The sequence below is a fragment of the Deinococcus arcticus genome, from assembly GCF_003028415.1.
Lineage (GTDB): Bacteria > Deinococcota > Deinococci > Deinococcales > Deinococcaceae > Deinococcus > Deinococcus arcticus.
Genome location: NZ_PYSV01000004.1, coordinates 182,888 through 201,151 on the forward strand (window position 1 = coordinate 182,888; position 18,264 = coordinate 201,151).

Sequence of the window (18,264 nt, forward strand, 5' to 3'; positions counted from 1 at the left end):
CCTCTGCCCGGCAGGCTGTGGGCCATGAGCTACGTGATCACTTCACTCTGTGCAGGCGTTCGGGACGGGGCGTGCCTGCAGGTGTGCCCCTGCGACTGCATTCATGATGCCGGCGAGCAGTTCGTGATTGACCCGGACGAATGCATTGACTGCGGGGCCTGCGCCGCGGCGTGCCCGGCTGGCGCCATCTTCCATGAGCTGGACCTGCCCGAAGCCCACCGGGACGCGGCTGGGCTGAACCGGGCGTTTTTCCGCTGATACGGGTTCCGTCTCTTCCGCCGACAAATCGGAACAGAGCCGATGTGCCGACTCCACGCCCGGAACCTGTTTTGCTCCTGCTCGCTCTGCTCGGATTGAATCGCTTTTGTCAGCGATTCAATCCGAGTTCGTATGACCCCCCGCTGTGCCAGCATGGAGTGGTGTCCGACGCCCTGAGCCTGCTGCGCCGCACCCCACCGTTTTCGGAGGCGGCCCCGGGCACCCTGGCCGCCCTGGCGGGACAGGCCACCCCGTTGACCCTGGCGCGGGGCCAGCACCTGTTTCGCGTGGGCGATCCTGTGGACACCGTGTTTATCGTGGCCCAGGGCAGTGTGCGGGTGTATGTGGTGGGTGGGGGCGGGCGCGAACTGACGCTGCGGCTGGACGGCGCGCACCAGCCGGTGGAGCTGGCAGCGGCGCTGGGGGGCCAGGAACAGACCACACATGCACAGGCGCTGGCACCCACGACCCTGTTGACCCTGCCCGTATGGGCCCTGACGCGTGAGGTGCAGCGTGACCCTGTGCTGGCGGCCTCGGCCCTTCGCCATCTCGCCCGGCGCGCGGCCGATAGCCAGCGCCGCCTGGAAGCCCTGGTGCTGAGCGGGGTGGGCGAGCGGCTCTGCGCCTACCTGCTGGCGTGCGCCCTGCCCCACCCGCTGCCCACGAACAGCGAACTGGCCGCGCTGCTGGGCACCGTGCCGGAACTTGTCAGCCGCAAGCTGGGCGAGCTGTACCGCCTGGGCCTGATTGAGTGGCATGGCCGCACCGTGACCGGCCTGGACCGGGCGGGGCTGACAGAGCGCACCTGAGTTCCGCCTCCGGTGCGCCCAAGGCGAGAGGTCAGCAGCCTCGGGGAGCCGCGCCGGAGAGCGAACACGAGAACAGACGGGCCTCCGGTGATGAAAAAGCGCTCATGCGCCGCTCCACGGATGAGCCGGACCCCAGGGAGCCGGCCGCCTATCATGCGGCCCATGCGCCTGCCTTTTCTCCTTCCTGCGCTGCTGGGGCTGACCCTCTGGGCCCCGGTGCCTGCCCGCGCCCAAAGCGTGCCCGTGCCCCGCATGGGCTGGCATGACCATTATCAGCGCGTGGTGTATGACCTGCCCGGCCGCGTGGGCTGGACCATCCACCGCCAGCCGGGGGAGGTCCGGGTTCAGCTGAGCGGGGCCACGCTGCCCGCCTCCTCCTTCGCCTTTGAGGTCCCCGGAGACACGGTGCAGGCTGTGGTGGGCGCCCAGAGCGCGACCTTTACCAGTGCCCAGGGCAAGCCGCTGCGCCTGAATGTGACCCTGCTGCCCCCCGCGCCGGGCAGCAGCGGGCGGCGGCTGGTGCTGGACCTGTACCCGGCCGACACCTGGACCGACTACGAGCCGCCTCTGGCGGGCCCCTGCGCGCTGGGCCAGGGCGGGCAGGCCGTGCCCTACGTGCCCCCGGCCTTTGCCACCGGGCAGGTGGGCTTTTACATGGCGCAGCTGGACCCGAAAACGCTGGCGCCGCTGAAGGTGGTGACGCACCAGCCAGACCGTCTGTTTCCGCTGGCCAGCACCTTCAAGCAGCTGACCCTGTGGGCCGCGCTGCGCGACGTGGACGCCGGGCGCCTGAACCTGAACACCCGCTTTGCGGTCACGAGCAGCAACCGCTCGATCGAGTTCTACCGCCCCGGAAACCGCACCCTGCTGGACCTGGCCCGGCAGATGGTGGTGAGCAGTGAGAACACGGCCTCGGACATCGTGCAGCTGGCGGTGGGCCCCGAGCGGCTGCAGGCGGCGGCGCGCGGTTTTGGCACCTGCGCCACCCGCGTGCAGACCACCACCAAGGCCATGTGGGCCGCCCAGGCGGGCCTGATCCCCGAGGTGTACGGCCCGGACACGCTGTCCTGGGCCCAGACCCTGCTGAGCCTGCCCGAGACCGTGCAGGCCCAAACGGCGGCCGGGGCGGTGCAGGCCAGCCTGCGCCTGAGCCCGGAACGGGTGCTGACCGACCTGGAAGCCTATTTCCGCAGCCCGGCCTACAGCCCGCAGCTGGACGTGGCCCTGCAAAACCGCAGCACGCCGCGCGAATGGGCCTCGCTGGTCGCGCAGCTGCACCTGCGCGGCGGCCTGACGCCCCAGAGCGCCAACACCTTTCGCCGTTTCCTGGCCGAGGGCTGCTGCGCGCCCAAAGGGGTGACGTCCAGGTACTGGGGCAGCAAGGCGGGCAGCGGCTGGCGGCTGGTCACCCTCAGCGGCCTGCTGCAGCTTCAGGGCGGCGAAACCTTTGCCTACGCCTATTTCAACCACGGCTCGGATGTGCTGGACAGTCCAGAGATTGAGCGGCAACTGCCGCAGATCGCCCGCTATGTCTGGGACACGGCGCAGCGGCTGCGGCGCTGAGGGGCTGGCCCGGGGCTGGAGGCTGCGCGGGGGCAGAGGACCTCCGCGGCCCTAACGCTCCTCGCTCATCACCGCCTGGATCTGCCGCTGGGAAATGCGCGCCAGTTCGGGGTTGGTGTGCCGGTAGTACGGCCACGCCAGCAGGCCCACACTCAGGGCCCAGCCGCGCCCCCGGGCCCAGGTGGCGTCATCGGGGGCCAGGGCGGCGCGGAAGGTGGCGCGCGTGGCCGGGTCCAGCAGGTTCCAGGCGGGCAGCAGATCCGCTGCCGGGTCACCCAGGGTCAGGGCGCTCCAGTCAATCACGGCGCTCAGGCGACCACCCTGAGCCAGCAGATTGCCCGGTTTCAGGTCGCCGTGCAGCCAGGTGGGCGGGCCGGCCCAGACTGGGGCAGCCAGCGCGCCCTCCCAGGCGGCGGTGACCGGGTCCGGGTCCAGCAGGCCCAGCGCGGCGCACCCGGCGATGGCGTGCCGGGTGGCGTCGTCTCTGGTGCGCAGGGGCACCCCGCGCGAACCCAGCGGCGCCTCGCCATGGGGCGCCGGGAGGCGGCGCAGGGCCAGAATGAAACGGGCGAGGTCACGGGCAAACTCGTGGCCGTCGCGCACGGTCTCCAGCGTGGCCTCTGGACCCGGCAGCCAGCGGTACACCGCCCAGGGAAAGGGGTAGCCCTCGCCCGGCCCGCCAGCAAACAGCGGCGGCGGCACCGCCACAGGCAGGTGGGGCGCAAGGCGGGGCAGCCACGTCTGTTCCTTGGCCACATCCTCGGCGGCCCAGTCCACGCGCGGCAGGCGCACCAACAGCGCCTCGCCCAGGCGGTACACGGCATTGTCGGTGCCGGCCGAGGCCACGCGCCGCAGCGGCAGCCCGGCCCACTGGGGGCACTGGGTGGCCACCAGACGCGCCACCAGCGCGGCAGACACCTCGATTTCGTGGTCGTGCATGCGCGGCGGCCCGCTCATGGGCAGGCCCGGGTCAGAACCACATTCCACCGCATCATACGGATTCCGAAAAATTCCGTAACGTGTTCCGGAATTTTTCGACCGGAGGGACTCGAAGAGCTGCGGAGCAGAGAGGGAACAAATGCGGATTTCCGGGCATTGGGGTGGAACAGCGACGAAGGCGGGGAACATCCCCCTTCTTCCCGGATGGTACGGAAATGGACGGCAGTCCGTCTCACGCCCGGAATCCGCTTTGTTCCTGCTTCCCCGGCAGCGCAGCGGTCCCGGTCCAGCGCCGGGCCAGCTACGGCCGCTTTGCACCCGTCTTTGGCCACGCCCCAGTGGACCACAGCGCCCACAGCACCAGCAGCGGCTGAAAGAACAGGCGGGTCAGCCGCGCCTGATCCGTGTTCAGCCCAAACGCGTCGGTGCGGGTCAGGTACTGCGAGATGTTGCCGGGCAAAACGGCCACGAAGAAAGCCGCGACCACCCAGCCCACGGTGACGCGCTGGCGGGGCAGCGCCAGCAGGGCGGCGCCCAGCCCGATTTCCACCACGCCGGAAGCCAGCACCACCACGTCCTTGTCCAGCGGCACCCAGCCCGGCACCTGGGCCTGAAAATCCTGGCGCAGCGTGGTGAGGTGGCTGACGCCCGCACCGATCAGCGCCAGCCCCAGCAGCGTGCGGGCGAGGTGGCGGGGCAGGGACAGGCGATTCACGCCGCCTCTTCTGTCTTGCGGCGCCCTCGCCGCACCCGCAGCATCTTTTCGCTTTCCAGGAGCCGCTTCAGGGCCGCTTCACTGCGGGTCAGGCCCTCCAGTTCGGGTTCGCCCCGGGCCGCACGCGGTTCGTAGTCGTCCAGCACCTTGCCGTCCAGATAGCGGTCAAAGATAACCGGGCAGATGTAGCTGCTTCTCGTCACGGCGGGGGTGTTGCCCAGGTCGCCCGCCACGTACTTCACGCACTCCACCAGGGTTCTGCGGGCCTGGCGCTCCGTGTCGGCCACCCCGGCCTCGGCCAGGAATTCGGCGGCCAGCAGGGTGCCGCCCCAGGTGCGGAAATCCTTGGCGGTGAAGGGGCCAATCACTTCACGCAGGTAGGCGTTCAGTTCCCCGGAGCGGACGCGGCGCCGCGCGCCCTCGGCGTCCACCGTCTGAAACAGCCACGGGCCGGGCAAGTCCAGCAGCCGCGAGATGTTGGCCGCCAGCGTGCGGTCGGTGGTGGCCTTGTGCTGGGTAATGCCGTGCTTGCCCTTGAAGTGAAAGGTGACGGTATTGCCCTGCACCTGCACGTGGCGCTGGCGCAGGGTGCTCAGGCCATAGGTTTTGTGCTTGCGCGCGTAGTCGTCGCTGCCCACCCGGAAGCGGGCCACGTGCAGCAGACGGGTCATCAGGGCCGCCACCTTGCGCGGGGGCAGGCCCTGGGCGCGCAGGTCGGCGCCCGTCACGGCCTTCAGGGTCCCCAGGGCGCCGGCAAAGCGGGTGAGGCGCTGCCACTTTTTCAGCGCGCCCGCCTGCACGAAGTCCGGGTGGTACCGGTATTGCAGCCGCCCGGCGGCGTCGCGGCCAAACGCCTGCAACTCGGCGCCGGGGTCGGGCGAGACGAACACGCCCTCGTAGGCGGGCGGCACGGCCAGTTTGGCGATGCGGGCAAGGCCACCCTCGTCCTCGTAGGGGGTGCCGTCGGGCCAGAAGTAGCGAAACGCCCTGGGGTCGGTGCCCTCGCGGCGCAGGTATTCCTCCTGCAACAGGTCGGTGCGGCTCATCGGCGCTCCGGGGTCATTCTTCGGCCTTCATGGGCAGCTGCCAATCAATGGGGCCGCGCCCGGCCTGCTCCAGGGCCGCGTTCACCTGCGAAAAGGGCCGCGAGCCGAAGAACTTGGCCTCGCTGAGGGGACTGGGGTGCGCAGACTCGATCACCACGTGCTGCGGCCCCGTGATCAGCTTCTTCTTCTTGCGGGCGTAGGCGCCCCACAGCACGAACACCACCCGCTCCTCCTTGGCGTTCACGGCCCGGATGACCGCGTCGGTAAAGTGCTCCCAGCCCTTGTTGGCGTGGCTGTTGGCCTGCCCCTCGCGCACCGTCAGCACGGCGTTCAGCAGCAAGATGCCCTGGTCGGCCCAGTGCTTCAGGTGGCCGTGGCGGGGCGGGGTAAAGCTGGGAATGTCTTCTTTGAGTTCCTTGTAGATGTTGCGCAGGGAAGGCGGAATGGTCACGCCGGGGCGCACCGAGAAACTCAGGCCGTGCGCCTGCCCAGGGCGGTGATAGGGGTCCTGGCCCAGAATCAGCACCTTCACGTTCTCCAGCGGGGTCAGGCGCAGGGCATTCAGAACATCGGGCGCAGGGGGAAAGATGGTGTGCTCGCGGCGCTCCTGCACCAGAAAGTCTTTGAGCTCGTGAAAGTAAGGCGCGGCAAATTCGGCGCCCAGCGCCTGCTGCCACGATTCGGGCAGGCCGGCGGGCATGATGGCTCTGGGGGCTTCGGGGGCAGGCTGCAGGCCAAACAGGTCAGGTTGATCGGACATGGGGCGGCTCCTTTGCTGGGCAGTCTGGCGCGTTTTGCGCGGGGATTTTTCGGGCAGACCCTGCGCTTTTCTTTCGGCTCGCACGTCCGCCTTCTTGCGGCTGCCGTGCCGGTCATAGATGCGCCGGGCTTCCACTTCAAAGGCGGGCGAGGTGCGCGCGGCGTAAATCCGCGCCCGGGCGCGGCGGCCGGCTGCGTGTTCATCCACGGTGGGCGGCGGGTAGGCCAGCCGCGTGGCCCCGGTCCACTCCCAGGGCGCGTGCAGAAAATCGCCGGGCACGTCCGCCAGTTCCGGCACCCAGCGGCGAATGAACTGCCCCTGCGGGTCCTGCTCGCGCGCCTGCCGGGTGGGCGAATAGATGCGCACGCGGTTGATCCCCACCGTGCTGCCCTGCATCTGCATCTGGGACCAGTGAATGCCGGGTTCGTTGTCCATCCACTGCCGCGCCAGGAACAGCCCCGGGCGGCGCCAGTGCAGCCACAGGTGCTGGGTGGCGAACGACACCAGCAGGGCGCGCATGCGGAAGTTCAGCCAGCCGGTGGCGCGCAGCATGCGCATGCAGGCGTCCACCAGCGGAAAGCCGGTCTGGCCCGCGCACCAGCGCTCAAAGTGTTCCTCGTTCCAGTCGTTCTCGCGCAGGCCGTCCAGCGCGCGGTTAAGGTTGCGAAACTCCATCTCCGGCTCGGATTCCAGGCGCTGCATGAAGTGGCAGTGCCAGTGCAGCCGCGACTCGTAGGACCGCAGCGAGCGCACCCAGCGTGGGTCGGCACCCGGGTCGCCCTTCACGTCCGCCAGCCGCTGCCGGGTGGCCTGCAGCACCTCGCGCAGCGAAACCGTGCCTAAGGCCAGCGGCGCACTCAGGCGTGAACAGCTCGTCTCGGCCGTGAGGGGGCTGCTCATCTCGCGCATGTAGTTCACGCCGCGCACGGTCAGAAACGACTGCAGCGTCTCGTGGGCGTACGCCTGCCCGGCGGGGGGAATGGCCTTGGGGCTCTCCGGCACCCCCAGGTCAGCGTGGCCGCGCAGACTGCCGGGGTCGGCATCCGTGCCGCGCAGCCCGGCCGGCACCGGCACCTGCGGCGCCGCCATGCGCTCTTCCCAGGTGGCGGCCCAGCCGTCGCGGTTGTTCAGGCGCCGGACCACCCCGTTCTGCGGCAGCTCGTGCAGGGGCAGCCCCCGGGCCCGCGCCCAGGCGCGCACGCGGCGGTCCCGGGCAAAGCTCACGCCGTTGCCGGTTTCCTCGTGGGCCCAAACGGCCCCCACCCCGTGCGCCTCGCGCAGTTCGTCCAGCACTGCCACCGCCTCACCCACGCGCACCACCAGCGGCGTGCCCAGGGCGCGCAGGCGCAGGTCCAGCTCCTCCAGGCAGCCGTTCAGGTAGCTCAGGTGGTGGCCGTCAAATTCCTCGTGGCCCACCTGCTCGGGCTCGTAGATGTACACCGGCAGCACCGGGCCGCGCGCCGCCGCCTGAGAGAGTGGCGCGTGGTCGCGCACCCGCAGATCTTTCTTGAACCACACCAGTTGCACCGGCCCGAACACAGCCGCCAGTGTGGCCCAGCCGCGCCGGGCAGACGGTGGGGCTTCGCCCGGACTTCAGAACAGATAAATCCGGGCCGCCCAGGGTGCAGGCGGCCCGGATCTGTGAGGGGCTGGAGTTACTGAATGGTGGCCCGGAAGCAGAAGGTGACGGTCTGGGTGGGGGCCAGCACGAAGCTGCCACCGTTCACGCTCACCTTGCCGCCGCTGAGCAGGCCGGGGTCACCGTCGGCGGCGGCCGTGTAGAACGCAGTGCCGGCGGGGCTGCTCACCCGGATGTCCTGCCCGGCGCCGTAGGCCCCCACCCGGAAGGCGGTGTTGGCCGGCACGCTGTCGGAAAACACGATGTTCGTGGCGTTCAGGTTGCCGTCGTTGCGGGTGGCGATGCAGTATTCCAGCACGTCACCGGGGTTGCCGCTGGAGCTGGTGCCCACCGGGCCGCCCCGGGTGATGTTCTGCACGGTCTTGGTCACGCTCAGGCGCACCTGATACACGGGCGTGACCACCTCGTTGGAGGGCACGCCGCCCTGCGGCCCCTCTGCGTAGCGCACCAGTGCGATGTTCCGCACCTCGGCCGGGTTCAGGGGAAAGGGCCGGTTCACGGTCACGCGGAAGGTCACGACCGCCTCGTTGTCCAGGGTATTCGGGGTGGCGTCAATCTTCAGCACCTGGGTGGTGCAGGCGCTGCCACTCTGGCTGCAGATGCCCACGGGCTGCGCGAAGGGGTAGGCCGCCCCGCCCAGATTGGTGGGCGCGCCGCCGGTCACGGTGGTGGCAAAGCCGTTCACCCGGGCGCTGCCGGCCACGTAGGTCGTGCCCGCGGGCAGGGCGTCACTGAAGGTCACGCCACCGGCCGGGAGGTTGCCGCTGTTGCGCACCGTCACCGTGTATTCCAGGGTGTCGCCGGGCTGCACCTTGTCACCGCTGCTGCCCGAGACCTTGCGCACGCTCTTGAGCACGTCCAGTTTGGGCGCAAAGGCGGGGAAGAAGCAGCTGGCGAGGTCGGTGGAGCCGGGCGTGCTGGTGCCCACGCTGGTGTAGGTCACGTTCACGAGGTCAATCTTCACCAGCCGGCCCAGGTTGTCGCGGGCGTAGATGCCGCTGGGACTGGCGGCAATGCCGTTGAACTGCGAGCCTTCCGAAGGGTTGCTCAGGCGGCCCAGGTACTCGGCGCTCACCGGGGCGCCCGGGGTAATCAGCCACAGGTCAATAGAGCCCGAGCCGGTGGCCGCACTCACCATGTACAGCTTGCCGGTGTTGTCGGCAAAGAAGTCGCCGTTGTCCAGGAAGCTGGGCGCGCCGCTGCTGCTGGAGGTGACCTGACCCAGCGGGGTGACCGCGTAGGCGCCGCTGGTCTCGAAGCGCCAGAAGTTGGCGCCCGAATCCATGGCGTAGCCGATGCCGGTGCTGGTCACGGCCATGCGCACCAGACGCCCGGAAATGCCGCTGAACACGCCGCCGCTGAACCACGTTCTGGTCACGGTGTCGTACACGCGCAGGCGTCCGTCATCGGTGGCGGTAAAGAAGCGCTTGGCATCCGCCGAGATCGCCAGCGTGGCCGAGGTGCCGCCGCTGGGCAGGGTAGCAATCAGGGTGCCCACCGTGTTGGTGGTCACGTCCAGCAGCCGGATTTCGGTGCCGTCGGTGCTGCTGCCGGGGGCAGCCAGGGCGTAGACCTGCTGGCAAGTGGGCTGCGCCGTGGGCGGGGTGACCGTGGTGGTGGAGACCGCGCACTGGCCGCCGGTGGCCGTGCACGTGCCCGGGTCAGGGGTGGGGTCGGGGTCGCCGCCGCCGCCCACGCTGGCTTTATTGGTAATAGAGCCGGACAGGGTGCCGGCCAGGGTCACCGGGAAGGGCAGGCTGACGCTGGCGCCCGCCGCCAGGACAGCGGTGCTCGTGCAGGTCACGTTCTGACCACTGGTCGTGCAGGTCCAGCCGCTGGCCGGAGTAAAGGAGGCAGGCGTGCTCACGCCCGTGGGCAGCAGGTCCCGCACGGTCACGGCGCCACTGGTGGGGGCATTGCCGGTGTTCTGCACGGTCAGGGTGTAGCTCGCGCCGCTCTGGCCCGCCACCCAGGGGCCGTTGTTGCTCTTGGTGATCGTCAGGGCCGGGCGGGCGGGCACCGGGCAGGTCAGCTTCAGATCGTCCAGCTTCAGCACGTTGGTGTCCGCACTCGTGCCGTCTTTCAGGGTGTAGATCTGCAGGGTGACCTGGGTGCCGGGGCTGGTGAAGGTGGGCACCGTCTGCAGGGTGTAGCCGGTGGTCACCAGGGCGCCGCCAGTCTGCTGCAGCACCGCGCCGCTGCTGTCCCGGAACACGTAGCGCAGCTGGGTGGCGGTGTTGGAGTGGCTGCGCACCCAGTTTTCGTAGCTGAGGCTGGCGCCCGCCGGCACATTGATGCGCTGCTCGTACAGCAGGCCCGGGGTGCTCAGGGTGCCGCCGTTCTTGCCCTCAAAGTTGGCAATGTTCATGTACAGCGCAAAGCCCGTGCCTGAGCGGTTGATGTCGTCCCAGAGGGTATAGGTACCGTCGGTGTTGGTCACGGTGCCGGCGTCGTCGCTGTCGTCGGTGTCGCCGTCATTGATATAGCGGTGGTTTTTCACCTCGGCCAGCGCGGCGCGGGTGTTAAAACTCTGCACGAAGGGCGCGCTGGCGGTGCAGGTGCCGGGGGCAGGGGTGGTGGTCGTGGTCGCTGTGACCTGGGCCAGGGCGGCGCTGCTGCCCAGCAGGCCCAGGGCCAGAACGCCCCGCAGGGCGCGAGTCCAGGTGTGCAGGGGCATCAGCGGCCCTCCTCGGTGGTGGGCGCGGCCTCGGCCGGGGGGGCGAGATTCACGCCACTTTGCTGGTTGTCGTCCAGCATCAGATCCAGGCGCAGGTACAGGCCCTGGCGGGTGTAGATATTCGTGCCGATGCCGCTGAAGCCCACCGGGTTGTAGCCCAGCGTGACCCAGGTGCCCGGCAGGGCGCGGTAACTGGCTTCCAGGCCCACGCTGGTCAGGGTGGAATTCGTGGCCGGCTGGAACAAGGCGCGCCCCGCCAGCCCCAGACCCAGGCGGTCGGTGACGTAGTAGGTACCGCTCAGCGACGCCTGGTAGGTGGCGCTGCCGGTCTGGGCCAGCAGGCTGCGCCCGGCCAGGCCGCCGCGCAGGGCGAACTGCGGGGTGTGGTACTCGGCGTTCACCTCACCAATGACCTCGGGGGTGCCGCCCGAGAGCGCACCGTCCTTGTAGCGCAGGTACGCCAGCCCCTGCCAGGGCCCTGCGCGCAGCGCCGCCGAGGCCGCGTAGTGGCTGCCGGCGCCTGCCCCAAAAATCTGGTGGGCGTCGGCGGCCAGGGTCAGCTGGTCGTTCACGCTGTAGCTGGCCCCGGCCTTCAGGCCCACGCTGAAGTTGCCGGCGGTATTGGCGGCGTCGGCAGCCAGGGCAGCGCTCAGGCGCTCGGTCTTGTAGCGCAGGGCCACGCCCGCGTTCCAGCCACCCTCGTTCTGGGCGTCGCCGTCCAGATCCAGGATGTAGCTGCCGCTGACGCCCACAGACGTGGTGTCGTTCAGGGGCAGCTGGGTGTCCACGCCAAAGCGGGCGCGGTTGCCCCAGCCGTCGGCGCCGGGCAGGTCGTAGTTCACGGCCACGTTGGTCAGGCCCATCTTGGCCTGCAGGCCCAGGCTAGCGCGGTGGCCATCTTCCCAGTTGATCTCGTCGCGCGCCGTCAGGGTAAGGTTCTCGCCCAGGGGTACGCTGGCCTTGAGGGTGGTGGTGGGGTCCACATTTCCACTGAACGGCTGCACGTGCTCGGCGGTCACATTCAGGGCGCCCTGGGTATAGCCCGCACTCAGAATGCCGGCCACGCCCTGCTCGGCGCCCAGGCCCACGCGCACGCCCGCGCCCACGGTGAAGGGCGAGAACGAGTACAGCCCGCGCAGATCGGCGTGACCGGTGGCCGTCTCGGGCGCGCTGCCGGTGCCCGGGGTGCGGGTGTAGGCCGCGCGGGCGTTCACAGCAAAGCGGTCGGTGAGTTCATAGGTGGCGTCCGCACTCACGCCCAGGCCGGGCGCGACCGCGTTGGGGCCCCGGTAACTGCTGTCCTGGTAGTGCGCCGAGGCGCTCACGCTGAAGCGCTCGCCACTCAGGCTGGCGCTGCCGTTCACCAGCACGCCCCCGCCCGAGTAGGCCGCCAGCAGATCTGCGCGGGCGCTGTCGGTGGCGTAGCGCGCCCGCACGCCGACGCTGGTGACGCCGTCCACGCTCACGGCGGCGGCGCCAATGCGGGCGTTCTCGCCCACGCGGGCGCCCACCTGCACGCCCCAGGCCAGCTTGCGCGCGCCCAGGGGATCGTTCAGGCGGTAGCTCAGGCGCACGCGCAGTTCGCGGCCCTCTGCGTCCACCAGGTCCAGCGGGCGCTGGAAGTACAGCACGCCCGCCGCCGCGTCCAGGGTGTAGTCCTGCAGGCGCACCAGGGGCCGCACGAGTTCCTCGGCCCCGGTGAGCGGGTTGATGCTGACGAGTTCCACGCTCTCGCTGTCGCGCTGCAAGTTGCTCTGGCCCAGCGGCAGGGTGCGCAGGCCGTTGGGGGCCAGGGTCCGGCGCACCAGGTCGCCCGGCAGCGCCGCCACAAAGCCCGAGACCTGCGGGTTGCTGCGGGTAAAGCCGCTGAGGGTGGTGGCGTTGATGCCCAGGTTAAACACGTCCACCGGTACCGGGGCCTGGCGGTAACTCACGCTGAAGGCGGGGTGCTCGTAGCGGGCGGCCACCGGGTCAATACCCTGCAGCGGCATGGTTTCGGTGCTGCTGTCGCCGTAGTTGGGGTAGCGCTCCAGGGTGCTGGTGGTGGGCAGGGCGTGGGCTGGGTCCTGGCGCACGGTGGTTTGCCCGGCCGCGGTGCGGTCGGCCACCACGGCGCCGTTGGCGGCCACATACAGCTTGCCCTCGCCAATCGGGGTTTCCAGGTACGCGGCGCCGCGCGCCTCGCCGGCCGCCACACCGCCGCCCCCCAACAGCACGCCGGCGCTCACCATGCCGATGCCCACGCGGGTGGTGCTGGGCAGGGCTTCAAAGGCCTTGGTGATCACCCGGTCGCCCAGGCGCACGCTCACGTCAAAGCGGCCGGGCACGCTCTGGGGTTCGAGTTCCAGCACGCCCTCGCCGTCCACCAGTTTCACCTGATAGCTGGCGGTGCGGGGCTGCGCGTCCCCCTGGGCGGGCTCCAGGCTGGTCTGCACCGTCACATTGCTGCTGGCGGTGGTCAGGCCCGAAGCGTCCAGCAGGCGAATGCCAATGCGCAGCGGGGTCACGCCGTCGGCCACCAGCTGCTCGGCCTTCAGTTCGGCGTTCACCGGGGTGCCGGCCAGGAACACGCGCACCGTCTGGTCCCCGAAGGTGATGGTGTTTTCGCCGGTGCGCAGCCCTATGCCGTAGAACTCCTGGCGCTGGGTGCCGCGCTCGGCGTCCACGCTCTTGCGGCCCAGGGTAGCGGGGTCCACCGGCACGCCGTTCACCAGCGGCAGGGCCGTGCTGTCGGCGGGGCTTTCCAGCGCCACGGTGATGCGGTCGCGCTCGCGGAACACCGTGCCGTCCAGCGGCAGTTTCAGGGCGCCGTCGTTCTCGGTGGCGGCGGCCTGGGTGTCCACGGCGGGGCGCAGGCCCCCCAGATCGTCGAGGTTGCCGTCGCCCACCAGCACGGTCAGACGGTCGCCCGCGGCCTTGCCCACCAGGGTGGGGCTCTCCAGCGCGGGCAGGGCGCCCTCGTGGGTGACGGTGTAGGTCAGCACGCCGCGCGGCGCGCCGGGGGTGGTCCAGTAGAACTTGCCGCTGGGGCCCACCTGCGGGTCGGCCAGGGGGCGGCCACTGAGCTGGCTGCTGCCGGGGACATAGCTGCTGCCCGCCGGCGGCTGGTGCGCCACGATCACCTGGGTGGCGCCGCGCGTGCTGGGCACGTCGAAGGGAATGCGCACCGTGCTCTGGCGGGTCTGGGTGACCACCGGGGTGGGGGCCGGGGCAGGCGGGGTCTGCACCCGCAGCACGCCGCCCACCACCTGCTGGCTCTCGCAGCTGCTGCTCAGGGTGGCTTTCAGCTGGCCTTCGCTGCCGCCGTCCCCCTTCACGCGGGCGCGGTAGGTCAGGACCTTTTCCTCACCGGGGGCCAGTTCGCCGCTGAAGGTGGTGGGGTCCAGGGCCTCCAGAGCAGCGCCGGGGTCGTCGTTCAGGGTGTAGGGGGCAGGCACCGAAGAGGTGTTTTTCAGGCTCAGCGTGACTGTCACCGTTTCACCGGCCAGGGTGGGGCTCAGCTCGGCGCGGCGCAGCTCAATCTGGGTGGCGGTGGGCAGCACGCGCACGCCCAGGGTCTGCGTCTGGTTCCAGGGCGCCAGGGTGGCGCGGGCCTCGCCGCCGCCGGCCGCCTCGGCCTTGGCCTCAAAGGTCAGGACGCCGGGGTTGGCCGCGTCCACCCGCGCAGTGGCGGTGGTCTCGCCGCCAGCGGTAAAGCCGGCCGGCAGAGTCACGCGCAGGTTCGCGGGCAGGGGCTGGCGCTCAAAGGCCGTCTGGGCCCGGGCCGTGAAGGTCACCACGTCGCCCACGCACACTTCGGGCTTGTCGGCGGTGAAGCTCAGGTCCACGCTGGGCCTGACCTGCACGGCCACGCGCGCCGTCTGGCCCTTGACCACCGTGGCGCTGGGGGCGCTCACCGTCACCTCGGCGCCGGTGATCGGCTCGGCGCTGACGGGGTATTCCCTGGCGGGGAGGGTGAAGGGGCCAGCGGCGCCGTTCACGTTGTAGGCCTGCTCGCCCACGGTCACGGTGGCCTGGGTGGGCAGCGTCTCGTCCGGCAGCACCAGTTCGGCCTGAATTTCCAGGCGGCCCGTGGTATCGGCCGTGACGATCTTGATGGGCCCGGTGCTCAGCTCAAAGCCCACCGAGTTCGACCACTGGTAGGTCTTCTGGGGCTGGCGCAGGTACAGGGTGTAGTTGCCGGGCGTTTCAGGCACAGCCACATCGGTCCACTGCAGCTCGCCGCTGATTTTCACCGGGTAGGCGTTGCCCTGGGCGTCACGCAGCTCGCCCTGCAGCTCGCCCTCGCCGTCGCCGTCGTACAGGCGGATGCCCATGGCGCCGCCGGGGTTGTACACGTTCAGGGCCGGCACCCAGTCGTTGCTGCGGATGGTGACATTCAGGTGGTCGGCCTCCACCGCCGCGCTCACCGAGGTGAGGCGGAAGGCGAAGGTGTTCTTGCCGTTGCCCTGGGTGCGCACCTTCAGGGTGTAGGTGCCGGCCGGCAGGTCACTGTTCAGGAAGGTCTGCCAGTCCTGGGCGCCCACGCCGAAGTCCTGCTGCTTGACGACCACGCCGTCGGCGTTCACCAGGGTAAAGGTGGAGCTGACCGGGGCCTTGGGGGCAGCGGTGTCGTAATTCTCGTCGCCGTACTGGTCGGGGGTGCGGTAGTCGGTGGGGTCGAACTGGGCGCCGTAGACGTCCAGCTGCACGCGGGAGCTGACCCCCACGATCAGGCGCAGGTCCTGGTCGCCCACCGTCCACATGAGCTTGTTGCCCACCGAGGTCAGGGGAAGAGAAGTGGCAATTTCCTGCGCTGCGGCCGAGCCGAGGAGGGCCGCCGTCAGGGTGGTGATGGCGCGTTTCACTCAGTACCTCCAGCTCGCCGTCGGGTCGGTCACGGCGCCTTTGGGGTCGCCGGTCCAGCGGAAGCGGTAGGTCACCGCTCGCTCGCCCCCCGGCAGGGTGTCGTAGGTCAGGACGTTCTGGCCGTCAATCAGCTCGGCGCCGGCTGGCAGCGGGTCATCCACGCGCACCGCGCTCAGGTCGGCGCTGCTGCTCAGAATCAGCTGCACGCGGTACTCGCCGGCCACCTCGCCCGCAAACACCTGCTTGCGGATGGTCAGGGTCTGGGGGGTCTGCAGCGGCAGGCCAGCAGCCACGCGCAGGGTGGTGTCGCGGATCACGGCAATCTCGCCGTAGTCCGGGGCCAGCGGGAAATCCACACTGGTGAGGCTGCGCACGTACACCAGGCGGCTGCCAGGGCGGCCCGCATCCTGCGGCACCGAGAGGTTCTGCGCCCACACCGAGTTGGGGTCCAGGCGCAGGGCGTGGGTGCCCTCCACGAGGTTGCGGAAGTGGTAGCGGCCCTGGGCGTCGGTCAGTGCAATCCGCCCGCCGGCCAGGATCACCCGGGCGTTCTGGTAGGGAATGTCGGTGCCCCGGTCGTAGATGCCGTTGCGGTTGGTGTCCAGGAACACGTAGCCCACCACGTCGGCGGTGGTGCGCCCGAAGATCAGGGGGTCAATGGTGTTCACGGCGCTGCTCACCGGCGTCTGGGTCTGGCCGTTGTTGCTGATGGCCGTGGCGATGGCGCTGTTGCGGATCTGGGTGCCGGCCTCCGGCGTCACCTCGGCGTCGAAAGTGATCACGGCGCTGGCACCGGGGGCCAGGCCCGGAATCTCCCAGACATAGGTGCGGCCCGTGACCGTGGGCACAATCGGCGTGCCGTTCAGGCGGCTGCTGCCCTCGATGTACACCAGGCCCGCCGGCAGGGTGTCCTGCACGCGGATGGTCTGCAGGGCGGCTGTTGCGCTGCGGTTGGTCACCGTGAAGGTGTAGGTGATGGTCTGTCCGTAGGCCACGCGGTCGGGGCTGCTGGTCTTGACCATGCTCAGGTTGGCCTGGTTGAACACACCGTTTTGCACGGGGTTGGACTCGGTGGGCTCGGGTACCTCGGCGCTGACCACCGTGAAGGTGTTCACGGCCAGGGCGCCGTCGGGCGTGCTCTGGGGCACGCGGGCACGCAGGGTCAGGGTCACGGCCTCGCCGGGGTTCAGGCGGGTAAAGCGCCACACCACGGTGTCGCCTTCAAGCACCCCGCCCTGGTCCGCGCTGATGAATTCCAGCGCGTCGGTGCGGATGAGGTTGCCGCCCGCATCCAGAATGCGCAGGTTGCGCAGGTTGTCGCGGATCACCACACCCGTCAGCGCAAAGCTCTGGGCGTTGGTAAAGCTCAGGGTGTAGGTGATCTCCTGGCCCGGGGCCACCAGACCGCTGCCCGCGCTGCCGGTCTTGACCGGGCTCAGCAGGTTCTGGGCCACGCTCAGCACCACGTCAACCGTCAGGTTGTCGGGCGCGCCCCGGCTGCTCTGGGCGCGCAGCTCAATGCGCAGTTCTTCCAGCGCAGAGCTGACACTGCCGCTGCGAATCAGGTAACAGGCGTTGAAATCCTTGGTGGCCTGCGGGGCCAGCTCGGGCACCCGGAAGGGCTCAGTGATCGGCGTGCCGTCGCGCTCGGTAAAGCGGATGGTGGCCTGTCCGCGCGCGGCGCGCCCGGTGACCGTGATGGTATCGGGGCGGTCACCCAGGTTCTGCACAGTGTGGGGGAAGCACACCTCCTGGCCAATCAGGGCCACCTGCTTGGTCTGCTTGTCGTCCTCGCTCAGCTCGCCGCCCGGCAGGGCCTGCGGGTTGCTGATGGGGCCCAGAGCAATGGCCGGGGTGTAGCGCAGGACCACGTCGGCCGGGGCGTCCACGGCAATGTCACCGCTGCGCAGCAGGCCCACGTTGCGCCGGGTGCCGGTGGCGTCGGCCGGAGCGCGCAGGCGGAAGCTCAGGGTGAGGGTCGCGCCGGGGGCCAGACTCTCGGTGCGCACGCGAATGGCGGCCACCGGGCTGGTTTCCGTGCCGGTCCAGGCTGTGCCGTCGGCGCTGTATTCCAGCACCCCGCTGCCCTGCACACGCGCGCTGCCGCTGATGAACACGAAGTCGCGCATATCGGGCGTGTTCAGGAAGTCCGTGATCGTGACCGGGCGCGAGGCGCCGGCGCCGGTGTTGCGCGCGGTCAGAATCACGTCGGTTTCCTGGCCAGGGCGCAGTTCGGGCAGGGTCCCCACGGCCTGGGGCTTCAGGCTCTGGGTGAAAATGGGGTTCACCGGGCTGAAGGTCTTGGTCAGCGTCAGCTCGGGCGGCTCGCCCACGCGGATACGGCCCACGTTGTCGTCATCGGTCTCGCCGGGGCGCCCGGAGGCGTTCGTGGCGCAACTGGCGATCAGGTTCACAAAGGCGTCGCCCCGGTTGCTGGCCGCCGTGGTGGCGGGCACAAACAGCGTGGCGCTGGCGTCAGCGGCCAGGGTCACGCTCTGCACCGCCGCGTCGCTGTCGTCCAGCACGCCGTTGCCGTTGCTGTCGGCACGGATGGCCAGGCCGCCGGGCGTGAACTGCGAGGCGGCCTCCACGGCGGCGCGCAGGTTCACCGTGTTGGCGGCGTTGCCCGCATTCGTCAGGGTGTAACGCAGGGTCGCGCTCTCGCCGGGTAACAGGCTAAAGCTCTGCCCCGGCTGGGCCACGGTGCCGCTGGGCACCACACTGACCGCGCAGATCGGCTGCACCACGGTGGTGACCGGCGGGGTGGGAATCGAGGTGGGGGGGCCGCCTTCCGGGGTGAATTCCAGGGTGGCCTGGTTTTCAATCACCGTTCCGGCGGGCGTGCCGGCCGCGAACGCCGGGCTGAGCAGGGTCAGCGCCAGCGCCGCGAGCGTCTTGAGCACCGAAGGGTTTTTGCGCACGTTGCCTCCCAGAGCAAAAAGGGGTGGGGAAAGAAAACAATCTCGTGTTGGGGGTCTCAGGGGGAGCGGAAAAAGAAAGCGGTCGGGGC

The 18,264-nt window shown here is 70.0% G+C and carries 10 protein-coding genes; 3 read left to right on the top strand and 7 right to left on the bottom strand.

Going from position 1 to position 18,264, the window contains the following annotated elements:
* Positions 1 to 24: 24 nt before the first annotated feature.
* The 3 genes from C8263_RS06015 (at position 25) to C8263_RS06025 (ending at position 2,630) form a co-directional block, all read left to right on the top strand.
* Positions 25 to 258 carry a 4Fe-4S binding protein gene (locus C8263_RS06015; RefSeq protein ID WP_107137209.1) on the top strand — a complete coding sequence of 78 codons (234 nt, stop codon included), beginning with the start codon at positions 25 to 27 and terminating at the stop codon, positions 256 to 258.
* Positions 259 to 419: 161 nt separating this feature from the next.
* The gene (locus C8263_RS06020) at positions 420 to 1,067 is read left to right on the top strand and encodes a Crp/Fnr family transcriptional regulator (RefSeq protein ID WP_146160605.1); all 648 of its coding nucleotides are present in this window, start codon (positions 420 to 422) and stop codon (positions 1,065 to 1,067) included.
* Positions 1,068 to 1,229: 162 nt separating this feature from the next.
* Positions 1,230 to 2,630 carry a serine hydrolase gene (locus C8263_RS06025; RefSeq protein WP_158263752.1) on the top strand — a complete coding sequence of 467 codons (1,401 nt, stop codon included), beginning with the start codon at positions 1,230 to 1,232 and terminating at the stop codon, positions 2,628 to 2,630.
* A 51-nt stretch (positions 2,631 to 2,681) separates the two neighbouring features.
* On the opposite strand, the gene C8263_RS06030 is transcribed toward C8263_RS06025, so the two are convergent.
* The 7 genes from C8263_RS06030 to C8263_RS06060 form a co-directional block, all read right to left on the bottom strand.
* Complete coding sequence (locus C8263_RS06030; RefSeq protein ID WP_199188324.1) at positions 2,682 to 3,587, bottom strand: aminoglycoside phosphotransferase family protein; 906 nt, start codon at positions 3,585 to 3,587, stop codon at positions 2,682 to 2,684.
* Between the two features lie 283 nt (positions 3,588 to 3,870).
* On the bottom strand, positions 3,871 to 4,284 hold the full coding sequence (locus C8263_RS06035; RefSeq protein WP_107137212.1) for a DoxX family protein: 414 nt from the start codon (positions 4,282 to 4,284) through the stop codon (positions 3,871 to 3,873).
* On the bottom strand, positions 4,281 to 5,330 hold the full coding sequence (locus tag C8263_RS06040) for a DNA topoisomerase IB (protein ID WP_107137213.1): 1,050 nt from the start codon (positions 5,328 to 5,330) through the stop codon (positions 4,281 to 4,283). The genes C8263_RS06035 and C8263_RS06040 overlap by 4 nt, the downstream gene beginning before the upstream one ends.
* Before the next feature lie 13 nt (positions 5,331 to 5,343).
* The gene (ung, locus tag C8263_RS06045) at positions 5,344 to 7,629 is read right to left on the bottom strand and encodes a uracil-DNA glycosylase (RefSeq protein ID WP_233218670.1); all 2,286 of its coding nucleotides are present in this window, start codon (positions 7,627 to 7,629) and stop codon (positions 5,344 to 5,346) included.
* Between the two features lie 116 nt (positions 7,630 to 7,745).
* Positions 7,746 to 10,406 carry a DUF11 domain-containing protein gene (locus C8263_RS06050; protein WP_107137214.1) on the bottom strand — a complete coding sequence of 887 codons (2,661 nt, stop codon included), beginning with the start codon at positions 10,404 to 10,406 and terminating at the stop codon, positions 7,746 to 7,748.
* A complete protein-coding gene (locus C8263_RS06055; RefSeq protein WP_107137215.1) occupies positions 10,406 to 15,253 on the bottom strand; it encodes an autotransporter outer membrane beta-barrel domain-containing protein in 4,848 nt (1,615 codons plus the stop codon). Before C8263_RS06055 ends, C8263_RS06050 begins: the two co-directional genes overlap by 1 nt.
* The gene (locus C8263_RS06060) at positions 15,254 to 18,175 is read right to left on the bottom strand and encodes a DUF7933 domain-containing protein (protein ID WP_199188325.1); all 2,922 of its coding nucleotides are present in this window, start codon (positions 18,173 to 18,175) and stop codon (positions 15,254 to 15,256) included.
* Between the last annotated feature and the right edge of the window lie 89 nt (positions 18,176 to 18,264).